This is a genomic window from Raineyella sp. LH-20 (assembly GCF_033110965.1).
GTDB lineage: Bacteria > Actinomycetota > Actinomycetes > Propionibacteriales > Propionibacteriaceae > Raineyella.
Genome location: NZ_CP137003.1, coordinates 2,994,098 through 3,017,882 on the forward strand (window position 1 = coordinate 2,994,098; position 23,785 = coordinate 3,017,882).

General features: G+C 71.8%; 24 protein-coding genes. 6 read left to right on the plus strand and 18 right to left on the minus strand.

Annotated elements, in window-relative coordinates; translation table 11 throughout:
* Positions 1 to 45: 45 nt before the first annotated feature.
* A complete protein-coding gene (locus tag R0146_RS13190; protein WP_317690313.1) occupies positions 46 to 510 on the minus strand; it encodes a hypothetical protein in 465 nt (154 codons plus the stop codon).
* A 55-nt stretch (positions 511 to 565) separates the two neighbouring features.
* Between R0146_RS13190 and arfB the strand changes: the two genes are divergently transcribed.
* Together arfB and R0146_RS13200 are read left to right on the plus strand one after the other, a co-directional pair.
* A complete protein-coding gene (gene arfB / locus R0146_RS13195) occupies positions 566 to 1,018 on the plus strand; it encodes an alternative ribosome rescue aminoacyl-tRNA hydrolase ArfB (RefSeq protein WP_411567156.1) in 453 nt (150 codons plus the stop codon).
* A gap of 130 nt (positions 1,019 to 1,148) precedes the next feature.
* Positions 1,149 to 1,607, plus strand: coding sequence for an aromatic ring-opening dioxygenase LigA (locus tag R0146_RS13200; protein ID WP_317690314.1), 459 nt, complete (start codon positions 1,149 to 1,151; stop codon positions 1,605 to 1,607).
* Between the two features lie 32 nt (positions 1,608 to 1,639).
* Here the strand turns inward: R0146_RS13200 and R0146_RS13205 are convergent, their stop codons facing one another.
* From R0146_RS13205 to R0146_RS13230, 6 genes are read right to left on the minus strand one after another with little or no spacing between them, the layout of a single operon-like run.
* A complete protein-coding gene (locus tag R0146_RS13205) occupies positions 1,640 to 2,671 on the minus strand; it encodes an ABC transporter ATP-binding protein (RefSeq protein ID WP_317690315.1) in 1,032 nt (343 codons plus the stop codon).
* Complete coding sequence (locus tag R0146_RS13210) at positions 2,671 to 3,807, minus strand: ABC transporter permease (RefSeq protein ID WP_317690316.1); 1,137 nt, start codon at positions 3,805 to 3,807, stop codon at positions 2,671 to 2,673. Before R0146_RS13210 ends, R0146_RS13205 begins: the two co-directional genes overlap by 1 nt.
* On the minus strand, positions 3,804 to 4,949 hold the full coding sequence (locus R0146_RS13215; protein ID WP_317690317.1) for an ABC transporter permease: 1,146 nt from the start codon (positions 4,947 to 4,949) through the stop codon (positions 3,804 to 3,806). Before R0146_RS13215 ends, R0146_RS13210 begins: the two co-directional genes overlap by 4 nt.
* On the minus strand, positions 4,946 to 5,965 hold the full coding sequence (locus R0146_RS13220) for an ABC transporter ATP-binding protein (RefSeq protein WP_317690318.1): 1,020 nt from the start codon (positions 5,963 to 5,965) through the stop codon (positions 4,946 to 4,948). Before R0146_RS13220 ends, R0146_RS13215 begins: the two co-directional genes overlap by 4 nt.
* The gene (locus tag R0146_RS13225; protein WP_317690319.1) at positions 5,962 to 6,750 is read right to left on the minus strand and encodes an HlyD family secretion protein; all 789 of its coding nucleotides are present in this window, start codon (positions 6,748 to 6,750) and stop codon (positions 5,962 to 5,964) included. The genes R0146_RS13220 and R0146_RS13225 overlap by 4 nt, the downstream gene beginning before the upstream one ends.
* A gap of 2 nt (positions 6,751 to 6,752) precedes the next feature.
* Positions 6,753 to 8,012: an HlyD family secretion protein gene (locus tag R0146_RS13230; RefSeq protein WP_317690320.1), complete on the minus strand. Its 1,260-nt coding sequence runs from the start codon at positions 8,010 to 8,012 to the stop codon at positions 6,753 to 6,755.
* A gap of 74 nt (positions 8,013 to 8,086) precedes the next feature.
* On the opposite strand from R0146_RS13230, the gene R0146_RS13235 reads away from it, so the two are divergent.
* Complete coding sequence (locus R0146_RS13235; protein ID WP_317690321.1) at positions 8,087 to 8,569, plus strand: DUF309 domain-containing protein; 483 nt, start codon at positions 8,087 to 8,089, stop codon at positions 8,567 to 8,569.
* A 248-nt stretch (positions 8,570 to 8,817) separates the two neighbouring features.
* Entirely contained in the window at positions 8,818 to 10,593 is a 1,776-nt protein-coding gene (gene bluB / locus R0146_RS13240; protein WP_411567157.1) for a 5,6-dimethylbenzimidazole synthase, read from the plus strand.
* A gap of 120 nt (positions 10,594 to 10,713) precedes the next feature.
* On the opposite strand, the gene R0146_RS13245 is transcribed toward bluB, so the two are convergent.
* From R0146_RS13245 to R0146_RS13260, 4 genes are all read right to left on the minus strand, one after another.
* Positions 10,714 to 11,763: a zinc-dependent alcohol dehydrogenase family protein gene (locus R0146_RS13245; protein ID WP_317690323.1), complete on the minus strand. Its 1,050-nt coding sequence runs from the start codon at positions 11,761 to 11,763 to the stop codon at positions 10,714 to 10,716.
* Positions 11,764 to 11,966: 203 nt separating this feature from the next.
* Positions 11,967 to 13,664: a glutamine--tRNA ligase/YqeY domain fusion protein gene (locus R0146_RS13250; RefSeq protein WP_317690324.1), complete on the minus strand. Its 1,698-nt coding sequence runs from the start codon at positions 13,662 to 13,664 to the stop codon at positions 11,967 to 11,969.
* Positions 13,665 to 13,736: 72 nt separating this feature from the next.
* On the minus strand, positions 13,737 to 14,810 hold the full coding sequence (locus R0146_RS13255; RefSeq protein ID WP_317690325.1) for a hypothetical protein: 1,074 nt from the start codon (positions 14,808 to 14,810) through the stop codon (positions 13,737 to 13,739).
* Complete coding sequence (locus R0146_RS13260) at positions 14,807 to 15,550, minus strand: hypothetical protein (RefSeq protein WP_317690326.1); 744 nt, start codon at positions 15,548 to 15,550, stop codon at positions 14,807 to 14,809. The genes R0146_RS13255 and R0146_RS13260 overlap by 4 nt, the downstream gene beginning before the upstream one ends.
* Positions 15,551 to 15,727: 177 nt before the next feature.
* Between R0146_RS13260 and R0146_RS13265 the strand changes: the two genes are divergently transcribed.
* A complete protein-coding gene (locus R0146_RS13265) occupies positions 15,728 to 16,462 on the plus strand; it encodes a glutamine amidotransferase (protein WP_317690327.1) in 735 nt (244 codons plus the stop codon).
* A 4-nt stretch (positions 16,463 to 16,466) separates the two neighbouring features.
* Here R0146_RS13265 and R0146_RS13270 read toward each other — a convergent pair whose 3' ends face one another.
* Together R0146_RS13270 and R0146_RS13275 are read right to left on the minus strand one after the other, a co-directional pair.
* Complete coding sequence (locus R0146_RS13270; protein WP_317690328.1) at positions 16,467 to 17,603, minus strand: hypothetical protein; 1,137 nt, start codon at positions 17,601 to 17,603, stop codon at positions 16,467 to 16,469.
* Between the two features lie 87 nt (positions 17,604 to 17,690).
* Positions 17,691 to 18,074, minus strand: a complete 384-nt coding sequence (locus R0146_RS13275; RefSeq protein ID WP_317692411.1) for an FKBP-type peptidyl-prolyl cis-trans isomerase — start codon at positions 18,072 to 18,074, stop codon at positions 17,691 to 17,693.
* A 92-nt stretch (positions 18,075 to 18,166) separates the two neighbouring features.
* Between R0146_RS13275 and R0146_RS13280 the strand changes: the two genes are divergently transcribed.
* Complete coding sequence (locus R0146_RS13280) at positions 18,167 to 18,823, plus strand: DedA family protein (protein ID WP_317690329.1); 657 nt, start codon at positions 18,167 to 18,169, stop codon at positions 18,821 to 18,823.
* A 55-nt stretch (positions 18,824 to 18,878) separates the two neighbouring features.
* On the opposite strand, the gene R0146_RS13285 is transcribed toward R0146_RS13280, so the two are convergent.
* From R0146_RS13285 to glpX, 5 genes are all read right to left on the minus strand, one after another.
* Positions 18,879 to 19,406, minus strand: a complete 528-nt coding sequence (locus R0146_RS13285) for a DUF1697 domain-containing protein (protein ID WP_317690330.1) — start codon at positions 19,404 to 19,406, stop codon at positions 18,879 to 18,881.
* A 24-nt stretch (positions 19,407 to 19,430) separates the two neighbouring features.
* A complete protein-coding gene (locus R0146_RS13290; RefSeq protein WP_317690331.1) occupies positions 19,431 to 20,063 on the minus strand; it encodes a GtrA family protein in 633 nt (210 codons plus the stop codon).
* A 100-nt stretch (positions 20,064 to 20,163) separates the two neighbouring features.
* A complete protein-coding gene (locus tag R0146_RS13295; protein WP_317690332.1) occupies positions 20,164 to 21,576 on the minus strand; it encodes a decaprenylphosphoryl-beta-D-ribose oxidase in 1,413 nt (470 codons plus the stop codon).
* A 78-nt stretch (positions 21,577 to 21,654) separates the two neighbouring features.
* Positions 21,655 to 22,584, minus strand: coding sequence for a proteasome assembly chaperone family protein (locus R0146_RS13300; protein ID WP_317690333.1), 930 nt, complete (start codon positions 22,582 to 22,584; stop codon positions 21,655 to 21,657).
* A gap of 130 nt (positions 22,585 to 22,714) precedes the next feature.
* Positions 22,715 to 23,719, minus strand: coding sequence for a class II fructose-bisphosphatase (glpX, locus tag R0146_RS13305; protein ID WP_411567206.1), 1,005 nt, complete (start codon positions 23,717 to 23,719; stop codon positions 22,715 to 22,717).
* Positions 23,720 to 23,785: the final 66 nt, after the last annotated feature.

Below are 23,785 nucleotides of genomic sequence, written 5' to 3' on the forward strand. Positions count from 1 at the left end.
GGCACGTACGTTCATCGGCCCCGTACGCTCATCGGCCCCGTACGCTCAGCGGTCCAGGACGCAGTTCGCGCACCCGCTGCCACAGCACTCCCGCTCGGGGGACTTCAGGTCGTACACCAGGCGGGCGAGTCGGTGCTCGAGGTTCTTGCGGATCACCTTCATCCGGCGGCCAGGATCGGCCTCCTCCTCAGGCGGCTCGATCGGCCACACCTCGTACGACGGGCGGATGCCCGGCGGGAGCGGCACGTAGCCCTGGGCGTTGCGGAAGCCGAGGACGATGACGCGCTGGTGGTGGTCGAGTTCGGCGAGGTCCACCGGTCGGGGCGGAGCCAGCGGCACCGGGTATCGCGAGGTCTCGACCGCGGTGCGGACCTGGGGAGTCACCGCGTCGTACGCCACCACGTTGGCGCAGGCGGTGGTGTAGTCGCCGTCGGAGCGGCTGCGGGCCAGTGCCTCGGCCAGCTGCGCGATGCCCTCGGTGTCGGTCCCGACGAAACAGACCGTGGCCATCACGACGCACCTCCTCGATTCCTCCCTCCAGCGTAGGTGCGCCAGACTGTCGGTTGTGGACGACCTCGTCATCGCGCCCGGCCCCGGCCTGCCCCGGGGGCTGGTCATTCCCGCCGCGCTGCTCAGCGAGCGGTTCACCCATGCCTCGGGGCCGGGTGGCCAGGGGGTCAACACCGCCGACTCCCGGGTGCAGCTGGCGTTCGATCTCGCCGAGCTGGCCGCTCTCGGGATCGACGAGGCCCGGCTCGACCGGGCGCTCGGGCGACTCGCCGGGCGGCTGACCGGCACGGTCCTCACCGTGGACGCGGCCGAGTTCCGTTCCCAGCACCACAACCGGCGCGCAGCCCGCGACCGACTCGCCGGACTGCTGCGGACAGCGCTCGCCCCGCCCCTTGCGCCGCGTCGTCCGACGAAGCCGACCAAGGCCTCCCGACGCCGGCGTCTGGAGACCAAGCGGCGGCGCGCCGAGGTCAAGCGCGGTCGGTCCCGGCCGACCTCGGATTCCTGACCGCGTACGGCCAGGTGCCGAGACCGGGGCCGTCGGCGGGCCGGTGGGCGGGGCGGACACAGGGCGAGCACAGTCCAGGGTGTCTAGGGTGGCGTACGTTCGCCTTCCCACACCCAGATCGGAGTCCCCCATGGGAAACGCCCTTGCCCGTACGCTCCTGCGCCTCGCCGGCCCGACCCTGATCGGCGCCGGTGGCGCCGCCTGGTACGTCATCACCCGTGAGCTCAAGGCCCAGAAGATCGAGGTCCACCCCGACTCGCCCAGTCTCCAGGGACGTCCGGTCGCCGGCCCGGTGACCGCCTTCGCCCAGGCGGCCGTGATGGAGAAGCATGCTCTCGCCATCGGCGGCGGTCGAACCTTCGCCGAGATCAGCGAGGAGTGGATCGAGGCCACCGAAGCCGGTGACGAGGAACGTGCGGCCGAGCTCTCCGGCACCCGCGAGACCGTGATGCAGGCCAACCTGCTGCGCGCCTCGCTGTTCACCTCGGTGCTCGCCTATGGCGTATCCGCTCTGACCATGGGCGTCGGCGTGCTCAGCTGCGCCACCGCCAGCGTCACCCGCACGCCCCGCGCCGCCCGCAAGCACTGATCCCGCTCCGCCCGGTGGCACCGGATCGCGTGCTACCGGGCGGTGACGAGCCCGACGAACACGTCTTCCACGGAGGGCTCGACCGATCGTACGGTGACGTCGGGGAAGCCGGCCGCCGCCAGGCGTCGGGTCAGGTCGTCGGGATCGGTCCCGGGCGCGGTGACCCGGAGCGCCCCTTCGGAGAGGTGGACGTCGCGGACGTCGCTGGCGGCCTCCAGCCAGGCGTGCACCGCGTCCGGTTCCGGGCCGTGGACCTCGAGCACCGGTGTCCCGCCGGTGACCAGGTCGCGTGGTGTGCCGTCGGCGACGATCCGGCCGCGATACATGAAGGCCAGCCGGGTGCAGTTGGCCGCCTCGTCCATGTAGTGGGTGGTGACGAAGAGCGTCACCCCTCGCCCGGCCAGGTCGTGGAGCAGGTCCCAGAACTGTCGGCGGGCGACCGGATCGACGCCGGAGGTCGGTTCGTCGAGGAACAACAGCTCCGGCTCGTGGATGGTCGCCGTCCCCAGCGCGAGGCGCTGGCGCCAGCCGACCGACAGATCCGCCGTCAGCTCCCTCTCGCGGCCGCGCAGGTCGGCCATCTCCAGGACGTATTCCCGCCGCCGTGCGTACGTCTCCCGGGAGATCCCGTGGACGCCGGCGTAGAAGCGCATGTTCTCCTCGACGGTGAGATCCTCGAAGGGGCTGAACCGCTGGGACATGTAGCCGATCCGGTGGTGGATCGCCTCCGGATGACGGGCGACGTCGGTGCCGAGCACCTCGATCTCCCCGGAGCTGGGGGCCAGCGCGCCGGTGAGCATCCGGATCGTGGTGGTCTTGCCCGATCCGTTGGGGCCGAGGAAGCCGAAGACCTCCCCGCGCCGGACCGCGACACTGATCCCGTCGACCGCCGCGAAGCTCCCGAACGTACGACGCAGGTCCTGCACCCGGACCGCGAGGTCGGGATCGGCGGCCGGTGCCGGCTCGGCACGGCCGCGTGGGACCGGCTCGGCACGGCCGCGTCGGACCGGCTCGGCACGGCCGCGTCGGACCGGCTCGGCACGGCCGCGTCTGAACAGCCTCATCACGCCCCCCGCAGTCGGCGGCGGACCGCGAGCAGCGCCGCGCCGAAGATCAACACCGCGAATCCGACCAGGGCCAGCAACGGACCTGCCATCGCGGCGAACCCCGCACCGTGCACGAAGGCGCCCCGCAGGACGATCAGCACATGGGTGAGCGGGATGGCGTACGCCACCGGCAGCAGCACCCGGGGCATCGACTCCAACGGGAAGATGTAGCCCGACAGCAGCATCGCCGGCAGCAGCAGGAACATCACCGTCTGTTGGGCCTGGTGGCGGGTGCGGGAGACCACCGAGATCAGCAGGCCCAGGCCGAGCGCCGTCAGCATGAACAACAGCAGGCCCACGACGACCACTCCGACGGCGGCCGGACCGCCGTTGAAGGGCACCCGGAACCAGGTGACGGCGACGACCGCCACCAGGGTGGCCTGGGCCAGGGCGACCAGCGTGTAGGGGATCACCTTGCCGATCAGGTACTCGGTGTGGGTGATCGGGGTGACGAACATCTGCTCCAGGGTGCCGGATTCGCGCTCCTTGACCACCGCCTGGCTCATCACCACGGTGATCGAGATCATGCAGATGATGCCGATCAGCCCGGGCAACATGCTGTTGACGGCGCGGATCGACGGGTTGTACGCCACCCGGATCCGGGCGTCCAGTCCGGGGGCGGCCGTCGTGTCCACGCCGTACGCCGCGAGCCGGTGGGCGTTGACCTGCTGGACGATCTGGGTCGCGTAGCTGAGCGCCACCCCGGAGGTCTGACCGTCGGCGCCGTCGACGATCACCCCGATCGGCGCGGTCTCGCCACGGTCGAGGGCCGCCTGGGTGCCCTCCGGCACCACCACCGCGACCGAGATCGTCGCGCTGTCCATCAGCGGGCGGATGCCGGCCTCGGAGACCGGATGGGCGTCGACGGTGAAGTAGCCGGAGGCGGTGAACGCCTCCGCCACCTGGCGCGAGACCGCACTGTGGTCGAGGTCCACGATGGCGGTGGGCAGGTGGGTGACGTCGGCGGCCACCACGTAGCCGAACATGATCAGCTGCAGCACCGGCATGGCGAAGATGATCCGCAACAGGAGTGGGTCGCGCCGCAGCTGTTTGAACTCCTTCCAGACCAGCAGCCGGATCCTCGCCGGGCTCATGGCGTCCTCCGGCGCGCGAGCACGGTCGCGACCAGGCCGACCAGACCGGCGTACGCGGCGAGCTGGATCAGCGGGACCCACAGCTCGGCGAATCCGGCACCGCGCAGGAAGACACCGTGCGAGATCGAGACCAGGTAGCGGGCCGGGAAGGCATAGCTCAGCCACCGCAGCCACACCGGGATCGAGGCGAGCGGGAACGCCAGGCCGGAGAGCAGGAAGGAGGGCAGGAAGGCAATCATCAGCGCGAGCACGTTCGCTGTCTCCATCGACGGGCTGACCGCCGACACGATCAGCCCCAGGGCCAGGCAGGCCAGGATGAACACCGCCGAGGCGACGACCAGCAGCGGCACGCTGCCCCGCAACGGGACGCCGAACATCCCGATCCCCAGCGCGACGATGACCGACAGGTCGAGGAAGGCCAGCAGGGTCCAGGGCAGCATCTTGCCGACCAGCAACTCGGCCGGCCGCAGCGGGCTGACCTGCATCTGCTCGAACGTGTGCAGGTCACGCTCCCGAACCAGGCTGGTCGCGGTCTGCTGGACCGTGACGATCATGATGATCACCACGACCAGACCGGGGATGAGGAACAACGACGAGCGCCGCTCGGGGTTGTACCAGGTGCGCGAGCGCGGTTCGAGCAGGCCGACGCCACCGGTCAGCGCGGCCCCCTGCCGGTCGGCCCAGGCTGCGGTGAGCTGACCGCCGTACCGGGCGTTGAGAGCGATGGCGTACGCCTGGCCGATCCGGGCGGCCTGGACGTCGGCACCGTCGACCAGGACCGCCACCTGGGCCTTCTCCCCCGCCGCGACCGCCCGCCCGAAGCCTGCCGGCACGACCACCGCAACCCGGACCCGGTTCTCCCGGAACAAGGTGTCGACCTGTGTCAGGTCGGTCGCATCGGTCTGCACGTCGAAGAAGCCGGACGCGCTGTAGCTGCGGACGTACGCCCGGCTGGCGGCCGACCGGTCCTGGTCGACCACGACGGTCGGCAGTTGGCCGACGTCGAAGCTGACCGCGTAGCCGAAGAGCACCAGCTCGATCACCGGCAACAGCAGCACCACGGCCAGCGAGCGCGGGTCGCGGAGCAAGTGCCGGAACTCCTTACGGGTGATCGCCCCCACCCGGGCCAGGGTCGCTCTCATGGTCGCGATGCCGCCCGCCCGGCCTCGGCCAGCACCACGAAGGCGGCCTCCATGTCGGGCCGCACGACGACGACCTCCTCGGCGGTGATGCCCGCGGCGGCCAACACCGGGGTCAGCTCGTCGGGGGTGTGGCCGGGGGCCAGCAGCACCCTGGCCGCGTTTCCCCGCAGGTGTGCGGAGCGTACGCCCGGTCGGCCGGTCAGCACGGCCACCACCTCGCGCGGGGCCGGCGCCCGTACCTCGCACAACACTCCCGGCACGTCGGCGGTGATCTGCTCGGGCGTCCCGCGAGTGGTGATCGTGCCAGCCGCCATGAACGCCACCTCGGTGCAGCGCTCCGCCTCGTCCATGTACGGGGTGGCGACCAGGATCGTGGTGCCGGCCCGGTGCAGGTCGGCGAGGATCCGCCAGAACTCACGCCTCGACACCGGATCGACGCCGGTGGTCGGCTCGTCCAGCAACAGCAGGTCCGGCTGGTGCATCAGCGTGGCGGCGAGCATGCACTTCTGCTTCATCCCGCCGGAGAGTGTGCCGAAGGGCCGACCGGCGAACTCCGCCATCCCCATGCCCGCCAGCAGCCGGGTGCCCCGTTCCCGCCGCCGACCGGCGTCCACGCCCCGCAGAGTGGCGAAGAAGTCGAGGTTCTCCCGGACGGTGAGGTCGGGGTACATGAAGGTCTGCTGGGACATGTAGCCGATCCGCGGGGTCACCGCCCGGGGCCGGCGGGTCACCGAGGCGCCGCAGACGACGGCGTCGCCGGTGTCGGGGCGCAGCACGGTGGCGAGCAGTCGCAGCAGGGTGGATTTGCCCGCTCCGTCCGGGCCCAGCAGGCCGAACACGGCCCCGGTGCGGACGTCGAGGTCGACCCGGTCGACGGCGACGACCTCCCCGAACCGCCGGGACAGGCCGTGGGCGGAGATCGTTCCGGGCGCGCCCCTGTCGGGGCCGCGGGTGACGTCCGGGGCGTCGGTCCGGTTGTCGTCTCCCGGGCCGCCGAGGCGCCTGGACCTGTTCATCGCAGCGCCACGTCCACCGGCAACCCGGCCTTGAGCGCCCCCGAGGTGTCGTCGATCCGCACCCGCACCTCGTAGACCAGGGTGATCCGCTGGCTCTTCGTGACGATGTCGTGCGGGCTGAACTCCGGGTCGGTGGCGATCGTGATGACCGTTCCGTGCCGGATCGTCGCGTCGAGGTCGGAGGTGATGTCGACCGGCTGTCCCACGCGGACCTCGCCGAGACGGGGCTCGGGCAGGTAGACCCGAACGTACGGCTGGGCAGGGTCGACGAGGGTCACCAGGGTCCGTCCGGGCGACGCATTCTGACCGACGTTCGTGCTCACCGTGGTCACGACGCCGGCGTGTGGCGCCCGGACCGTAGTGAGGTCGCGTTGCACCTCGGCGATCGAGCGGGCGGCCTCGGCCTGGGTCTGCCGGGCCCGGGCAGCGTCCAGATCGGCGGCCGACACCTTGTCGGCCCGGGCCTGGCGGACCGCCGCCTGGGCGGCCGCCACCCCGGCGTCGGCCTGCTGCACCTGCAGTGCCGCCGCCCGGTCGTCGAGGCGCACCACCACGTCGCCCTCCGCGACCCGGGCCCCCTCGACGACACCGACCTCGGTGATCCGGCCGGCGGTGGCGGCGGCGACCTGGTAGGAGGTCGTCTCCACGATCCCGGTGAGTGCTGCCGACGGTGCCGGTGGGGTCCGCGACCGCCACCAGTACCACCCGCCGAGGCCGGCGGCGACCAGCACCAGTGCCGCCACCGCGGCAAGCAGTGCCCTCGGGGGACGATGCGTACGGGCCATGGTCATCGGTCTTTCGGTGTGGTGGGGCAACGCCCCAGGACGAGGTCGAGCGGTGCGCCGGCCGGCAGGGCGTCGCCCTCGGCGGTGAGCCGGAGCGCCACCGCGCGGGTGAGATGGATGTCCTCCCCGGCGTACGAGGACGGTGGCAGCTCCGCGCGGTCCCCGACGACGGTGACGGTGGCGGCCCGGGTGCCGGCCAGCCAGTCGGCCCGTACGGTCGCCGGCGTCCCGGCGCACAGGTCCTGGGCTGCGGCCGGGGTGACCCACGCGGTGACGGTGCTGGCGCCGTCGGGTCGCAGGTCGACCAGCGTCGCCCCGGCCGCCAGGACGTCGCCGACGGTGGCGCTGTGGGTCACCGTGCCGGCGACCGGCGTGGTGACGGTGGTGGCGCGGACGGCCTCTTCGGCGAGCCGGACGGCCGCATCGCTGCCGTCGGTGGCGAGCCGGGCGAGCTCGGTGGCGTTGTCCAGCTGATGCTCGGCGTCGACGAGCCGCGCGTCGGCGGCATCCAGTCGGGCGCGCGCCGTCCGGGCCTGGGCGAGGCCGGTGTCCAGCCTCTGCAGACCGGCCGCCAGCGCGGCCAGGGCCGTGACGGGATCCGCCGCCGGTGAGCGGGGCTGTGCCGCGGCGCCCGAGGGCGGATCGGGGCTGGTCGGTGTCGGAGCCGCTTGTCGAGCGGTGGGCGCCGTGATGGCCCGGAAGGCGGCGAGTTGCTCCGCCAGCCGGCTGCGGGTGGCGGTCAGCTGCGCGATGGTCGCGTCGAGTGTGGCACGCTGATCGGTCAGGTCGCGGCGGGTCGTCGCCACGTCCTGGCGTCGCGACTCCAAGGAGGTGACCAGCGAACGTGCCACCGCCGCGTCGGAGCGGGCGAGACGCAGTGCCGCGGTCACGGCCGAGTCGTCCACACGGGCCACGGTGTCCCCCACCGCCACGTGGGTGCCCGGCCCGACCGCCTGCACGACCCGCACCGGAGCGGCGAGGGGCGCCCCCACACCGGCGGTCGGCGCACCGGTGCCGCTCGCCGTGCCGGCGACCGATGGATCGCTCGCACCCGAGACTCCGGAGACACCGGGAGCAGCGGCCGAGGACGGCGCCGGCGAGGGCAGCATCCCCGGAGCGGCCGCGGGCGGGAGCAGCGGTGCGGCAAGTGTGACCGTGTCGACCTGCACCGTGCCGGCGATCGGGGGTGCCGCCGACGCGCAGGCGGCGAGCGGGAGCACGAGCACACCCCACAGCACCGCGCGTACGCTCGACCTGATCACGGCACCAGCGTCCTCGCCGACCGGACCGCCCGCAAGAGCAACGGCGATTCCCAGGGCGAGTACAGACTGGAGGTATGACGACGCGAGATCGCGATGCCTCCGGACGTCCGGCCAACGCCCGCCCGCGCGATGCACTGGGCCGGCCGCTGGCCCGCGGGCAGCAGGACGTCGGTGAGCGGGTGCCGCAGCGTCTCCGCACCCCGACCGAGGCACTGGACGCTGCGCAGGACTACTTCGACCGGGGTCTGCCGTTCCAGGCCCACGAGGTCCTCGAGGATCAGTGGAAGGCGTCGGAGCCACGGTGGCGTGGTCTCTGGCAGGGGTTGGCGCAACTCGCCGTCGCACTGACCCATCACCGCCGCGGCAACCTCCGTGGCGCCGCCTCGGTGTCGGCACGGGCGGTGACGCGGCTCGAGCCGTACGCGTCCACCGGGCCGTACGACATCGATGTGCCCGCGCTGCTGGCTTGGGGCCGGGCCCTGGCAGCCGACCCGAGCGGTGAGGTGCCGGTCCCGGTGCTGCGCCGGATCGGGGCCGCCGGCCCGATGCCGGTGTGATCTATCCCCGAGTGACCTTCATCGCGGCCGGGCAACCCCACCCGGGATGAAGGATTCCGGAGGACACCCACTCGGATCCGCGAGTCTCGCCGGCGAGGAAGCCCTCGACGGGTGACGATGGGGCGCACACAAAGAAAGGTACAGCTGTGTCGGACGGTCCCCATCCTTCCTCGCCCGATCAGGCCCCGTCGGCCACCCGGACGCCATCGCCGTGGCCCGGTGAGGGGCCCGCGGTGTGGCCCCGGCCGGTGCCGACCATCGGGGACACCAGCTCCGCCCGCTCCCGTGGTGACGATCCGGCCGGATGGGCGTTTCCCCCGGCCGATGTCGCGGCACTACGTCGCATCATCGATGCTCGCCGGGACATCCGTCGGTTCCGTTCCGATCCGGTTCCGTCCGCCCTCGTACGACAGGTGATCACCGCCGGACACCACGGGCCCTCGGTGGGGCACTCCCAGCCCTGGCGGTTCATCGTCGTCGACGACCCGCAGCTCCGTGATCGGGCGGCGGCGATGGCCGATCGGGCGCGGCTGCAGCAGGCCGGTCGACTCGAGGCCGATCGGGCGGCCCGGCTGTTGGATCTGAAGCTCGAGGGGCTACGCGAGGCGCCGTTGGGGGTCGTGGTCGCCTGTGATCGGCGGGTCCCCGCCGTCGGCGTGCTGGGCAGGGCGACCTTCCCCGATGCTGATCTGTGGTCCTGCGCTGCGGCGATCGAGAACATGTGGCTCACCGCCCGGGCGCTGGGGCTCGGCATGGGCTGGGTGACATTGTTCGAGCCCGAAGCGCTGGCCGACCTACTGGGGTTGCCCGACGGCGTGGAGACGCTCGGTTGGCTGTGCCTGGGCTGGCCGGATGAACGCCCGCCCGCCCCAGGCCTCGAACGCGTCGCCTGGTCGAAGCGCCTGCCGCTCGAGGATGTCCTGATGCACGACCGATGGCCGACCGGCGAGCAACCGGCGCGTCCGCCCTCCCACCTGCGGGTCAGTGCACCGTCCCAGGACCGGATGGTCGGGGCCACCGACCGGGCCGACGAGCTGTTGTCACCGCCCGGATCGCTGGGACTGCTGGACCGGGTGCTGGACCGTCTCATCGCCATCGGCGGTGCGGACCTCGACGGTGGCACGCTCGTGCTGGCCGGCACCGATCATCCCGTGGTCTCCCATCGGGTCAGCGCGTTCCCCGCCAGCACCGGCCACGACGTGATGGAAGCGGCAGTGGCGGGACGCTCGGTCGGCGCCGTGGCGGCCGTCTCGGCCGGCCTCGACATCGTGGTCATCGACGCCGGGATGGACGGAGCGCCCGTGCCGGGGGCACGCGCACGGCGGCCCCGCGACACGCGCGGCGACCTGGTCGGGACGGACGCGCTGAGCAGCGCGGACGTGGACCGGCTGCTGGAGGCGGGCCGAGCCATCGGCCGGGAGGTCGCCGGGCGGGGGCTGGTGGCGCTCGGGGAGGTCGGCATCGGCAACACCACCGTGGCCGCTGCGCTGACCTGTGCGCTGACCGGCATCGAGCCTGCGGCGGCCGTCGGATTGGGATCCGGAGCCGATGCCGAGATGGTGGGGCGCAAGCTCCTGGTGGTCGAATCGGCTGTCGCCCGATGGGCGGGGCGGGTGGTCCCGCGCGCCGGCGACCACGCCCCCGTGGTGACCGGACCGGACGTCGTACGTGGACTGCTGGCAGCCCTCGGTGGCGGTGAGATCGCGGTGCTGACGGGCGTGGTCCTGGGGGCCACCGAGGCCGGCTCACCGGTGGTGCTCGACGGCCTGGCGGGCTCCCTTCCGGGATTGTGCGCGGTGCGGATCGAGCCGGCCGCCCAGGCCTATCTGGTGGCCGGCCAGGTCAGCCGGGAGAGGGCCCACCGGATCGTCCTCGACGAGCTGGGCCTGGAACCGGTGGTGGACCTGCGGCTCCGGGCCGGGGAGGGGGTCGGGGCGTGCCTGGCATCCTCGCTGATCCTGCAGGGGTTGGCGATCCGCCGTCATGCCGCCCGGACGACCGACTCCGGGACACCGACGCCCTGAGCCGGCGGCCCTGAAGAGAGACTGACCCCCGAGCATCGGGCCCGGACCGCCGGACCACGGCCGGACGGTGCGGCGCCCCCCACAACTCGGCTCCGGGCGCCGTTCAGCGGCCGACCGGGCTCAGGCGGTCATCACCACCTTGAGCGCCTTCGTCCGGGCCGCGTGCCCGAAGGTGTCGTACGCGTCGACGATCTGGTCGAGGCGGAAACGGTGGGTCGCCAGCCTGTCGACCGGCAGCTTGCCCTCGGCGATCATCTTCAACAACATGTCGCCGGTCACCGCGTTGACCAGGCCCATCGAGATGCGGATGTTGTCGCTCCACTTCTCGTTGACCGGCAGGTCGACCGACGTGCCGTGGACGCCGACGTTGGCCACCTGCCCACCGGGTCGGATGATCGACAGGGCGGCACCGAAGGTCGTCGGCAGGCCGACCGCTTCGATCGCCACGTCGACACCGAGCCCGTCGGTCAGGCCGCGTACGGTGTCGGCCCAGCCGTCGGTCCCGGAGTTCACCGTGTGGGTCGCGCCGAAGACGCTCCTGGCCAGGTCGAGCCGGTTGTCGTCCAGGTCGACCGCGATCACCCGGGACGCACCGTGCAGACCGGCGGTCATGATCGCCGCCAGTCCCACCGGGCCGGTGCCGATCACCGCGACGACGTCACCGGGCTTGACCCCGCCGTCACGGACGCCGATCTCGTAGCCGGTGGGCAGGATGTCGGAGACGAAGAGTCCCTGCTCGTCGGTGACCCCGGCGGGGAGGTGGTAGAGGCTGGTGTCGGCGTACGGGATGCGGACGTACTCGGCCTGGACGCCGTCGATCAGGTGACCGAGGATCCAGCCGATCCCGCCGACCGTCTGGCAGTGACTCGGCAGTCCCTTGCGGCAGTAGCTGCACGTCCCGCAGCTCGTGATGCACGAGATGATCACCCGGTCACCGACCGCGAAGTTGCCGACGGCGGAACCCACCGCGGTGATGGTGCCGACGCCCTCGTGGCCGAGGATCCTCCCGTCGGTCACGGTGGGCACATCGCCCTTCATGATGTGCAGATCGGTGCCACAGATCGTGGTGGTCTCGACCTTGACGACGCAGTCGGTCGGCTCCTGGACGGTGGGGTCCGGCACGTCTTCCCATGCCTGCTGGCCGGGCCCGTGATACACCAGCGCTTTCATGTCCCGCTCCTTTGCGAGTGCCGCGCCGACGCCGATGCATCGGCGACGGGCCACGCGGTGGACGCCCGGGCACCCCCAGGAGGCTCAGGACTCTGGAGGCTCAGGCCCCAGGCTCAGGACCCCAGGCTCAGGACGCTGGGCTGCCCGGATGCCGAAATGTGACCCTCGCCACAAGGGTAATCCGGCGGGGGTCGGCGGGTGGCCTACTTGCCCTGACGCTTCTGGATCGCCGCCCACTCGTCGCGCAGCCCGACCGTACGGTGGAACAGCATCGGCGTCCGCGGATCGTGGGCGAAGTAGCCCAGCCGCTCGAACTGCACGACCTCCCCGGGCGCCGTGTCGGCCAGCGCCGCCTCGACCTTGCAGCCGGTGAGCACCTCGCGGGAATCGGTGTTCAGGTCGTCCAGCGGCTCGCCGGTCGCCGCGCCGGGCGCCTCGGTGGAGAACAGCCGGTCGTAGAGCACCGCGGTGGCGTCGACGGCGTGGGCCGCCGACACCCAGTGCATGGTCGACTTCACCTTGCGGCCGTCGGAGGCGGTGCCGCCGCGGCTGTCCGGATCGTACGTGCAGTGCACCTCGACCACGGTGCCGTCGACGTCCTTCACCACGTCGGTGGCGGTGACGAAGTAGGCACCCCGCAGCCGCACCTCACGGCCCGGGGACAGTCGGAAGTACTTCGGCGGCGGCACCTCGGCGAAGTCCTCCTGCTCGATGTAGAGCTCGCCGCTGAAGGCCACCTCACGGGTGCCGTCGGCCTCGTCCTCCGGGTTGTTGACCACCGAGAAGTGTTCGACGACGGGGCGGCCGTCCGCGTCGGTCGGCCAGTTGGTGATCACCAGCTTGAGCGGGCGGAGCACCGCCATCCGGCGCTGCGCGGTGCGGTTGAGCTCACGGCGGACGAACGACTCCAGCAGCTCGATGCTCGGGCGACTGTTCGTCCGGTTGACCCCGACGTAGCGGCAGAAGTCTCGGATCGCAGCCGGCGGGTAGCCGCGCCGGCGCAGCCCGCTGAGGGTGGGCATCCGCGGGTCGTCCCAGCCGTCGACCAAGCCGTCGCGGACCAGCTTCGCCAGCCGGCGCTTGGAGGTGACCGTGTGGGTCAGCTCCAGCCGGGCGAACTCCATCTGCTGCGGCTGGTCGCCGGGCAGCGGCAGCTGCTCGAGGAACCAGTTGTAGAGCGGGCGGTGCGACTCGAACTCCAGCGTGCACAGCGAGTGGGTGACGCCCTCGATCGCGTCGCTCTGGCCGTGCGCCCAGTCGTACGTCGGGTAGATGCACCAGGCGTCGCCGGTGCGGTGGTGGTGGCCGCGGCGGATGCGGTACATGATCGGGTCGCGCAGCTGCATGTTCTCGTGCTGCATGTCGATCTTCGCCCGCAGCACCCGGGAGCCGTCGGCGAACTCCCCGGCCCGCATCGCCCGCAGCTTGGCGAGGTTCTCCGCCGGCGTGGTGTCGCGGAACGGGCTCTCCACGCCCGGCTGGCCGTAGCCGCCGCGCTGCGCGGAGATGGTCTCGCCGTCCTGCTCGTCCACGTACGCCAGGCCCCGCTCGACCATCAGTTCGGCCCAGGCGTAGAGCTGCTCGAAGTAGTCGGAGGCGTAGACGACCTCCTCGGGGGTGTACCCGAGCCAGCGGATGTCGTCGATGATCGACGCGACGAACTCCTCGTCCTCGGTCTCCGGGTTGGTGTCGTCGAAGCGGAGCTTGCAGGTGCCGCCGAAGTCCTCGGCGACGCCGAAGTCGACGGTGATCGCCTTGGCGTGACCGATGTGGAGGTAGCCGTTGGGCTCCGGGGGGAAGCGGGTCTGCACCCGGCCGCCGTACGTCCCCTGCTCGTTGTCGCGACGCACCGTGTCGCGGACGAAATCGCTGGCGGGAACGGCGGTCTCGGGGGAGGTCATGGCCGCCAAAATATCACGTGGCCCGCCGTGGCCAGGCCCCGCCGACCGGCCCCGACGGGCCACCGACGGGTGCTATGAACTCGTCGAGCCGCTCCGCCGCCGGCGGCGGCGACGCCGCAGTGGCGAGGGTCGTCGCGGGTGGCCCGGCCGGTTGGCCGGCTTGACCCGTGCCGGAGGCGTGCCGGGCGCACGCCACGTCGCCAGCCCCGCCTCGACCAGGGTGCTGCAGATCGTCTGCACGGTGATCTCGCGTCCGGTCGATCCGTCGGGCAGCTTGGTGGCGTTGGACAGATAGCTTCCCCGGCCCAGGTGCTTCAGCGGACCGATGCTGCGGATCGTCAGCCGACCGTCGGCCAGTGCGCGGTTCCACGAGCTCTTCGGCCGGATCGCCCAGCGTCCCGGGAACAGTCCGGCCGCCCCCTGCACCCAGTCACGGCTGCCCTTGAAGTGCCACAGGTGGGTCAGCTTGTCCAGCCCCGGGTCGGCGTCCATGAACCCGCCGACCGACATCAGGTGCACCGGCGCTCCGGTGGCGGCCAGGTACCAGCTGGCGCCCAGGGCGATCTGGGCGCCGCCGCTCCACGACAGCAGCACGATCGGCCGCTTGTCGGCGGGGTGATAGCCGGCGTCCAGCAGCTCGTCCCAGATGACGTTGGCGATGCCCAGGGAGTAGAGCGGCCCGTAGCGCCGGTCGAGCGAGACGAGGACCTGCAGGGCGTTGCGGACGTTGATGACGATCCGGGCCAGCGGGGCCATCGGGCCGCCGTAGGTGTGGCGGTGCACGATCCGCCACCACCAACTGCTCAGCCGCGCCTCCAGCAGGCCCTGGTTGGTCATCGAGTACGGGTAGATCTGGCTCACCAGGCCGATGCCGTCGAGCTTGGTGCGGACAGCGTCGAGCAGTGGCCGTTCCCCGGCCAGACTCGCCTCCGGCTCGAACGCGCCCACTCCCGAGATGTAGACGATGTAGCTGGTGTGCTCGTCCCGGCCGCCCCGCTCCGCGGCGACCAGGTCGTGGACCCGCTCGGCCCGGCGTTCGGACTCCTCCAGGCTCTGCGTGGCCCACCAGTGCATCGACTCGTTGGGGGCCAGCAGGGCGAAGAAGAGCAGCGCCAGCAGGGCGCCGAGCAGGATGTGCCCGATCACCGGCGCTCCCTCTGCTCGACCCGGTCCGGCTCCTGCTCGACCCGGTCCGGCTCGTGCTGGGCCCGGTCCGGCTCGATCAACCAGCCGTTGAGGTCGGCCTCGCTCCCCTCGATGGTGGCCTGCTCCAGCACATAGCGCGACGAGTCGTAGAGCGGCCGGCCGGTCGCCCTACGCCACAACACGTCGCGGATGCGGGCCAGCAGCGGGCTGTAGACCGCCGACAGCGCCCAGACGGCGAGGAACGTGCCGAGGGCGATCGCCCCGCTGCGCCACAGTGTGGTCGCGTAGAGGTCGCGGATGATGCTCCACAGGATCAGCAGTGACCACGCCATCAGGGCCCGGTCGATCGCCGGACCGAGCACAGGGATGGCGGTCGCGAAGCCGAGCACCAGCGGCGAGCAGGCCCACAGCACGGCCCAGACGACCTGTTCGGCGGGAACGTGACTGCCGATCATGAGCACGCCCGTCACCCAGACGAGCAGGCCCAGCAGGGCGTACGTCAGCACCAGGGTGACGAAGTTGAGCGCCATCACGAACACCATGCCGCCCCGGCGCATCCGGTTGACGGCGAGCACGACGGAGCGGCCGAGCAGGATCGAGACACACGCGCCGACGGCCACCAGGATGGCCGCGGTGTGGCCCAGCGGCCCGGCCGAGGCGCGGACCACGTCCAGCCGGAGGGTGAGGGCGTCCAGCCAGCCCGCCGTGGTCTGGGAGAGGATCGCGCCGATCAGTCTCATCGCAGTCCCCTTTCCTTCCGGCGATCATCGGCCCCGTGCCTGAGGCACCACTGCATCCTGAGGCACCACTGCATCCTAATGATCGTTCGGGCCCGATGGCTGCGGACGGGTGGGCGCGGGTGTGCCATTCCGTGGAGCGGTCGGCCGGCTCCTGGGGTGACGCGGCAGACTACCGGCATGCGCCCTTTCCTGCTCCTGGCGACCCGTGCCGAGGACGCCATCGCCGATGACGAGTTCGAGGCCTTCCGCCGTCTCGGCGGGCTGGGCACCGACGACCTGGTGCGGATCCGTGTCGACCGCGAGCCGCTCGGCGAGCTCGATCTGGACGCCTGGTCCGGGATCGTGCTGGGCGGCAGTCCGTTCAACTCCTCCGACCCGGCCGAGGGCAAGTCGGTGGTGCAGCGAGAGGTCGAGGCACTGCTCGCCGGGGTGGTGGACGTGGTGGTCGAGCAGGACTTCCCCTTCCTGGGCGCCTGCTACGGGGTCGGCACGCTCGGCGCCCACGAGGGCGCCGTGGTGGACCGTACGTACGGCGAGGCGGTCGGCCCGGTGACGGTCGAGCTCACCCTGGCCGGTCGCCGGGACCCGATCTGCGCCGGGCTGCCAGCGCGCTTCGACGCCTTCGTGGGGCACAAGGAGGCGGTCCGGGAACTGCCGCCGGGGGCGGTGCTGCTGGCCACCTCCGACCCCTGTCCGGTGCAGATGTTCCGGATCAAGCGCAACCTCTACGCCACCCAGTTCCATCCCGAACTGGACGCCGACGGGCTGAGCCGGCGGATCGAGGAGTACAAGCACAACGGCTACTTCCACCCGCACGAGTCGGAGGGGCTGAAGGAGCTGGCCCACCGCTCCCCCGTCCCGCACCCGCGCCGGCTGCTGCGCAACTTCTTCCGGACCTACGCCAGGGACTGACCGGTCACCGGGGGCGTCGCCGGCCGGTCTCGTCGAGGTAGGACTCGAGTCGCTCCGCGTACACCGACAGGTCCGGGCCGACGAAGGTGCCCGGCGGGACCTCCCGCTGGACCAGAGCCCACGCCGTGCCGCGCACCCGCGCCTCGGCCGCCTCCATCGAACGGACCGCTTCGGCCAGGGCCCGGTGGGTCTCGTTCTCCTCGACCAACACCCGCCGGCCGAGCCGGAGCGCTTCGTCCGCCACCATGTCGCCGACGCTGGGCCAGTAGCTGCGCCGCCAGCGTTCCCGCCGGGAGGTGGGACGGAACTCCCGCTCGAAGCGCACCAGGCTGGCGGTGACGCTCTGCAGGGCGTCCTCGCTGCGGTCCACCAGCTGGTGCAGGTAGGCCGGAGGGACCTGTTGGCCCAGCTCGTCCATCGCGTCGAGCAGCCGCCGACCCTGAGGGCCGGCCGGCCCGGTGGTGAGGGTCGCCGGACCGCCCAGGCCGCCCATCAGGTCAGCCACCGAGCCCAGCCCTGATCCCACCATCCCGGCGATCTTGCCCGGATCCAGGCCGAGGGAGGCCAGGCCGGGCACGTGCCCGAGGAAGCGGTCGACGGCCTGGGCCGCAGCACCGGCGAAGTCGTCGGCCCCGCCTCGCTCCGGAGCCGCCGTCGGGCGGCCGGACTCCAGCGCCCCGGCGATCGCGGGATGTCCTGGCAGGGCGGTCCGGGACAGTGCGGTCAGCAGCCCGTGCGAGACGTCGGCGGCCAGCCGGCGGGTGTCGCCGGAACGGGCCTGCTCCAGCCCGTGGGTCGCCGAGGAGCGGGTGGCCCGGGCGATGTCGAGATCGTCGTGGGTCCGCCGGGCATCGTCACGATGGGCCGGCGGCAGGGCCGCGACGGTCTCCTGGATGACCAGCACCGCCTCGTCGGCGGAGGTGATCTCCGCGGCGGCGACGGCCCGTACGTGCGGGGACTCGCTCAGCTCGCGGGCCCGCCAGAGCACCTCGGCAGGGGTGGTCGTCGTCCCGCCGATCGTCAGCGGCCGGCGGGCGGCGGCGGTGACCCGTGCCCGGTGCACCGCGACGGTGACCCACCCGAGGCCGGCGACCACCACCAGGGCGGCCATCACGGCGACGACGATCAGGGCGATCTCCACAGGGTCCTCCGGTCTCGGGGCGGGGGCGGTCAGGGCGCCTGGGGTCAGGGAACGCCGCCCTGACCCCAAGGGTAGGCCGTGGTCGCCTCAGTCCTGCGCGTCGATGCCGACCAGGTCGCAGACGAACACCAGCGTCTCGCCGGGGCGGATCTCCGGGCCGGCACCACGGTCGCCGTAGCCGAGGAAGGCCGGGATGACGAGTCGGCGGCGGCCACCGACGCGCATCCCCTTCACCCCCATGTCCCAGCCCCGGATCACCTGGCGTCCGCCGAGGGTGAACGAGAGTGCCTCGCCACGTTCCCAGGAGGAGTCGAACTCCCGTCCGGTGCTGAGTGCCACCCCGACGTAGTGCACCCGGACGGTGTCGCCCTTCGCGGCGACGGCGCCGTCACCGACCACCAGGTCCTTGATCTCCAGGTTGGCCGGCGGGCGGCCCTGCGGGAGCTCGACGTCAGGCTTCCCGTTCTGCATATCGGTCATGTCCCGACCCTATCGGTGCCGCCGGCCCGTCCGGCCCGACGTGGGAGACTGGAGGAGCCCCGGCCCCGGACGAAAGCAGGCGCATGCTGCACCAGCTCACCGAGTTCATCCTCGGCGCGACCACCTCGGTGTGGGCGTACGCCCTCCTGGCGGTGCTCATCATCGGCGACGCGCTGATCCCGGCCGTGCCGAGCGAGTCGGTGGTGATCTCGATGGCCTCGCTGCTGGTGCACGAACATCCCTGGCTGCTGCCGCTGCTGTTCCTGGTGTCGGCCGGCGCGGCTTGGTGCGGCGACAACATCGCCTACTCGGTCGGCCGGTCCCGCTGGCTGTCCGGCAGTTCGCTGTGGCAGCGGCCCCGGATCGCCGGGCCGTTCGCCTGGACCCGCGACGAGCTTTTCCGCCGGGGCGCGACCTTCATCATCGTCGGCCGGTTCATCCCGGGCGTACGGATCGTCATCAACCTGGTCTGCGGGGTCGTCGGCTACTCGCGGCGCCGCTACATGCGGGTGGTGGTCGTCAGCTCCAGCCTGTGGGCGCTGTACTGCGTGCTGATCGGCAGCCTGGCCGGCGCCTGGTTCGCGGACAACCCGCTGATCGGCATTCTGGTGGCGATCGCCGCCGGCATGGTGCTGGGGCCGATCATCGACTGGATGTTGCGGCGTACGGTGCTGCGCGGCACGCCCGGGCCGGCGACCGACGCGGTGGACCCTGCGCCGCCGGAGGACGCCGAGTCCTGACGGCGGGACGTACGCCGGGGTCGGTGCCTCCCGCGGTCGTCGGCGTCCCCGCGGGTCAGAGCATCTTCTCCAGGGTGTTGAGGTTGCGGTTGGTCGTGGTGGCGCGGAATCGCCGCTGCCCGAGGACCTTGCTGAACGGCGTGCTGAGGGTCGAGCCCTTCGGGCAGGACCAGTAGACGACGCTGGTGCCGGCGGCCACCCGCTCCCGGTCACCGCCGGGCTCGTGGGCGGCGGTCTGGGCGAGGTCGACCAGGTCGGCCGCGACCTGGTCGGTGGCACAGAGGATCGCATAGCGATGGTGGTCCGGCTCGGCCGGGAAGGGGTAGCCGGCGACGACCGCGGCCAGTTCGGCGCGCGGCAGCACCTGCACGTGGGCCTCGTAACCGAAGGTCGACGTGAGCGCCTCCTCGATCATCGGGCGCAGCGCCCGCGGCTGCTCGGCCGAACTGAACGTCACATTGCCGGTCTGCAGATACGTCCGGACATCGTCCAGGCCGACGTCGGCCAAGCAGTCGCGCAGCTCGGGCATCGGCACCCGTACGCCACTGACATTGATGCCCCGCAGGAACATCGCGTAGTCCATCACTCGACCTCCCGGCTCTCCCGCTCAGCTCCGCACCCGGACCGCGTCCGGCTCGGTGTCGTCCGACCCGGTGCCGTCCGACCCGGACGCGTCGACCTCGGTCCCGGTCGGCTTTGGGTCGGTCGGGGCCGTGGCGCCCGGCGTGGTCGCGGCGGCCCGCACCGGGCGGGTCTCGGCACGGAACACGATCCACCGCATGCCGACGTACGTCCACAAGCCCTCGCAACAGGCGGCGATCAGTCGGGCGAGCTGGAACTGCACGCCGAGCATCTCCAGGCCGGTGCCGACGCCCTGCAGCAGGACGAAGTAGTTCACCAGCACGACGAAGGCGTAGCGGACGGTCTGCGGGCCGACGGGGGCGCGGGAGTGGAAGTTCAGCCACCGGTTGAGCAGGTAGGCCAGCACCAGGGCGGTGCCGTAGCCCACCGTCGTGGCCACCGGATAGGGCGCACGGACTCCCCGGAAGACCAGGGTGAGGACGGCCATGTCCACCCCGAAGGTGAACAGGTTCAGGATGGCGTACCCGATGAAGTCCGGTGGGATGATCCGCCCGATCCGGTCCGGCAACAGGCGCCACAGGCCCTGGCGCATCGACAGGAAGCGGTCGGCTGCGCTGCGACGCGTGGTCGTCGAGGGGTCGGGCGCGGAGGGCTGCACAGCCTCAGCGTACGCGCCGGGTCCAGGATCCGGCCCCGCTGGCGTTCCGGGGTCTCTCAGCGGACCGTGGCAGGCGCCGCCGGGCACCGTCGACGAAGGGTCAACACAGCTCCAGCCGGCGGCCCATGTCGGACAGGAACAGGCCGTCCGGATCGACCCGGCGACGGGTGGCGATCCACTCCCCGATCCGCGGGTACATCCGGTGGAAGTTCGCCGCGCTGGTCCGGGAGTCCTTGGCCGTGTAGAGGCGTCCGCCGAACTCCAGCACCCGCGCGTCGAGCTCGTTGAGGAAGGTGTCCAGTCCGCGGCGGATCGGGAAGTCGACACAGACGTTCCAGCCGGGCATCGGGTAGCTCAGCGGCGCCTGGTTGCCGGGGCCGAACAGCTTGAAGACGTTCAGGAAGGAGTAGTGCCCCGACCGTTGGATGTCACCGATGATGCTCTTGAACTCCTCGACAGCGGCCGGCGGCACGACGAACTGGTACTGCAGGAAACCCTCAGTGCCGTACGCCCGGTTCCACTCCCCGAACAGGTCGAGCGGGTGGTAGAACTGCGTCAGGTTCTGCACCTTGCCGGTGTAGTTGCCGCTCTTCAGATACCAGGCGGTGCCCACGGCGGTGAAGGTGTACTTGTTCGCCAGTCCGTTCGGGAAGATGTCGGGCAGGGTGACCAACGTCGGCGCGTCGAACGCCAGCGGATCCTTGCGGAGCTTGGCCGGGAGTTCATCGAGCTTCGCCAGCGACCCGCGGGAGATCGCGGCACGGCCCAGCTTCGGCGGCGCGCTGATCGCGTCGAACCAGGCGCTGGAGTACTCGTACCGCGATTCCGAGCCATCGGTGTGCACGGCGATCGTCTCGTCCAGGTCGTGGGTGACGACGCCGTCGGCGATGAAGTAGGCCGTCTCCGTACGGGTCATCGACAACCGGGCCCGCAGGATGATGCCGGTGAGGCCGATGCCGCCGATCGTCGCCCAGAAGATCGAGGCGTCCGGGTCGTCGGGAGTGCCCTCCGGGGTGAGCTCCAGCACCCGACCGTCGGCCACCAGCAGTTGCATCCACCGCACGTGGTCGCCGAACGAGCCGGCACTGTGGTGGTTCTTGCCATGCACGTCGTTGCCGATCGCACCGCCCACGGTCACCTGGCGGGTGCCGGGCAGGACGGACACCCACAGCCCGTACGGCAGGGCGGCCTTGATCAGCGTGTCCAGGCTCACCCCGGCGTCGACGTCCACCGTGGCGGTGTCCGGATCGATCGAGTGGATGGTCGCCAGCGCGGTCATGTCGATGACGAGGCCGCCGCCGTTCTGCGCGACGTCACCGTACGATCGGCCGAGTCCGCGGGCCAGGACGCCGCGGCCGCCGTCGGCCCGACGGTCGGCGGCGGCCCGGACGGCCTCGATGACCGTCTCGGGATCGTACGGGTGCAACACGTCCGCGCGGGACGGCGCGGTGCGTCCCCAACCGGACAGGATCTCGGAGGTGGTGGGGTCGCTGGAGGTGACTGAGGTGCTCATCGGGGCCAGCCTACGACGTCCGGTCGGAGTCGGTGGCGGTGGCCCGGACGGTGTCGCGGGTCGGCACTCCGCAACGGGTCAGCCCTGCGGCGCTTCGTCCCCGGACGGCGGCTCGTCCAGGCTGCGGAGGAACTTCTCCGCCTCGGCGGCGATCTCGTCGGCGCTGGGCAGGTCGGCCGGCTCCGGCGCGGCCTCCAGCCGGCGCTCCCCCATGAACCGGTCGTACTGGTGCTCCAGGTCGGCGACCATCTCCCGGGTCTCGTCGGAGGACGCCACCTGCGAATCGATCTCGGCACGGACCGCGGATCGGACCAGCTCCAGCGGGGAGGTCGGCAGCGACACGCCGGTGGCCTGCTGCAGCGCGTCGATCACGGCCAGCGCGGAGTCCGGGTAGTCCCCGGGAGCCAGGTAGTGCGGCACATGGGCGGCCAGGCCGATCACGTCGTGGCCGGCCTCGCCGAGGCGCAACGCGAGCATCGACGGGAAGGAGGCCCGCATCCGGACCGTGCCGAAGAGCGGCCGGTTGCCGGGGATCAGCTCGGGCCGCGACGCCCAACGCGTCACCTGCACCGGTCGGGTGTGCGGGGTCGACATCGGGATGCCCTGGACGAAGACGGTGGTGCGCACCGCGTGGTCCTCGACCAACCGCTCGATGGTCGCGGCGAGTTCCTCCCAGCGGAAGTCCGGTTCCGGGCCCTGCAGCAGCAGGAAGGGCGTCCCGTTGCGGTCGGTCGCCTCGAGCAGCACCAGCTCCGGCGGGTCGTAGTCGGTGAACCGGTCGCCGGCGAAGGTGATCCCCGGCCGGTCGGCGCGGTGGTCCACCAGCACGTCCGCGTCGAAGGTGCCGATCCGATGGCTCGACAGACCGTCGACGACCTGCTGGTCGACCAACCGCTGGGTGTGCCCCGCGTCGAGGAAGCCACCGAGGGTGACGATCAGGGTGTCGATGCGGATCCGGCGAGGATCGATGTGGGACGCGTACGCGAAGAGCGGCATGGACTCCGACACGGTGACCTTCCCTGGGGGAGACGACTGGACACCACCAGAACGCCGCGACCGGGCCGGACATTCCCGCCGCCCCGGTCGCCCGCCGCTCTCGACCGGCAGGCGGTCCGGACCCGGTCCGCCCCCGGACGGGCTACTTCCAGTCGATGCCGGCCACCTCGTGCCGGCGCTGGTACTCCTCGACCTTGTCGAGGTGGTGGTAGGCGTCGACGTAGCGGATGGTGCCGGAGGCGGAGCGCATCACGATCGAATGGGTGCGGGCGCCGCCGTCGGGCAGGAAGCTCACGCCCTCGACCAGGTCGCCCGGCGTGATGCCGGTGGCGACGAAGAGGGTGTTGTCACTGGTCACCAGGTCGTCGGTGTCGAGGATCCGGTCCAGGTCGTGACCGGCGTCGAGCGTACGCTGCCGCTCCTCGTCGGAGGTCGGCGCCAGCCGGGCCAGGATCCGGCCGCCCAGGGCCTTCATCGCGCAGGCGGTGACGACGCCCTCCGGGCTGCCGCCGATGCCGGCCATCAGGTCGAGGCGGGGCATGTCGGGGTGTGCGGCCATCACCGCGGCGGCGACGTCACCGTCGGTGAACAGCCGGGTCGCCGCCCCCGCCTCGCGGACGTCGGCGATCAACTGTTGGTGGCGGTCCCGATTCAGCACGCCCACGGTGATCTGGTCGACAGGCTTGCCCTTGGCCTTCGCGACCTTGCGGATGGTGTCGCCGATCGGTGCCTCCAGGTCGATCACGTCGGCGGCGTCGGCCCCCACGGCCAGCTTGCGCATGTAGAAGCACTCCTTGGGGTTGTACATGCTGCCGCCCTCCGCACCGGCGAGCAGCGCGATCGAGTTGCGCATGCCCCAGGCGAGCAGTCGGGTGCCGTCGACCGGGTCGACCGCGATGTCCATCGCCGGGCCGTCACCGGTGCCGACCTTCTCGCCGTTGGCGAGCATCGGCGCCTCGTCCTTCTCCCCCTCGCCGATCACGATGGTGCCGTCGATCCGGACGTGGGACAGCACCTCCCGCATGGCGCCGACGGCGGCACCGTCGCCGGATTCCTTCTGGCCACGTCCGGCCCAGCGTGCGGCCGCCAGTGCGGCGGCCTCGGTGGCCCGCATCAGGTCGAGGCCGAGATTGTGGTTGGAGAGCATGTACTTCTGGGGCGTGACGTCCGACACGGGGTCCTCCTGGCAGGGCGAGTGCGCTTGTCGGGGCCA

Bases quoted from the DNA above. Each gene is read 5' to 3' on its own strand.
- R0146_RS13190 (WP_317690313.1), bottom strand. From the start codon at position 510: ATGGCCACGGTCTGTTTCGTCGGGACCGACACCGAGGGCATCGCGCAG.
- R0146_RS13200 (WP_317690314.1), top strand. From the start codon at position 1,149: ATGGGAAACGCCCTTGCCCGTACGCTCCTGCGCCTCGCCGGCCCGACC.
- R0146_RS13205 (WP_317690315.1), bottom strand. From the start codon at position 2,671: ATGAGGCTGTTCAGACGCGGCCGTGCCGAGCCGGTCCGACGCGGCCGT.
- R0146_RS13210 (WP_317690316.1), bottom strand. From the start codon at position 3,807: ATGAGCCCGGCGAGGATCCGGCTGCTGGTCTGGAAGGAGTTCAAACAG.
- R0146_RS13215 (WP_317690317.1), bottom strand. From the start codon at position 4,949: ATGAGAGCGACCCTGGCCCGGGTGGGGGCGATCACCCGTAAGGAGTTC.
- R0146_RS13220 (WP_317690318.1), bottom strand. From the start codon at position 5,965: ATGAACAGGTCCAGGCGCCTCGGCGGCCCGGGAGACGACAACCGGACC.
- R0146_RS13225 (WP_317690319.1), bottom strand. From the start codon at position 6,750: ATGGCCCGTACGCATCGTCCCCCGAGGGCACTGCTTGCCGCGGTGGCG.
- R0146_RS13235 (WP_317690321.1), top strand. From the start codon at position 8,087: ATGACGACGCGAGATCGCGATGCCTCCGGACGTCCGGCCAACGCCCGC.
- R0146_RS13245 (WP_317690323.1), bottom strand. From the start codon at position 11,763: ATGAAAGCGCTGGTGTATCACGGGCCCGGCCAGCAGGCATGGGAAGAC.
- R0146_RS13250 (WP_317690324.1), bottom strand. From the start codon at position 13,664: ATGACCTCCCCCGAGACCGCCGTTCCCGCCAGCGATTTCGTCCGCGAC.
- R0146_RS13260 (WP_317690326.1), bottom strand. From the start codon at position 15,550: ATGAGACTGATCGGCGCGATCCTCTCCCAGACCACGGCGGGCTGGCTG.
- R0146_RS13265 (WP_317690327.1), top strand. From the start codon at position 15,728: ATGCGCCCTTTCCTGCTCCTGGCGACCCGTGCCGAGGACGCCATCGCC.
- R0146_RS13275 (WP_317692411.1), bottom strand. From the start codon at position 18,074: ATGCAGAACGGGAAGCCTGACGTCGAGCTCCCGCAGGGCCGCCCGCCG.
- R0146_RS13280 (WP_317690329.1), top strand. From the start codon at position 18,167: ATGCTGCACCAGCTCACCGAGTTCATCCTCGGCGCGACCACCTCGGTG.
- R0146_RS13285 (WP_317690330.1), bottom strand. From the start codon at position 19,406: ATGGACTACGCGATGTTCCTGCGGGGCATCAATGTCAGTGGCGTACGG.
- R0146_RS13295 (WP_317690332.1), bottom strand. From the start codon at position 21,576: ATGAGCACCTCAGTCACCTCCAGCGACCCCACCACCTCCGAGATCCTG.
- glpX (WP_411567206.1), bottom strand. From the start codon at position 23,719: ATGCTCTCCAACCACAATCTCGGCCTCGACCTGATGCGGGCCACCGAG.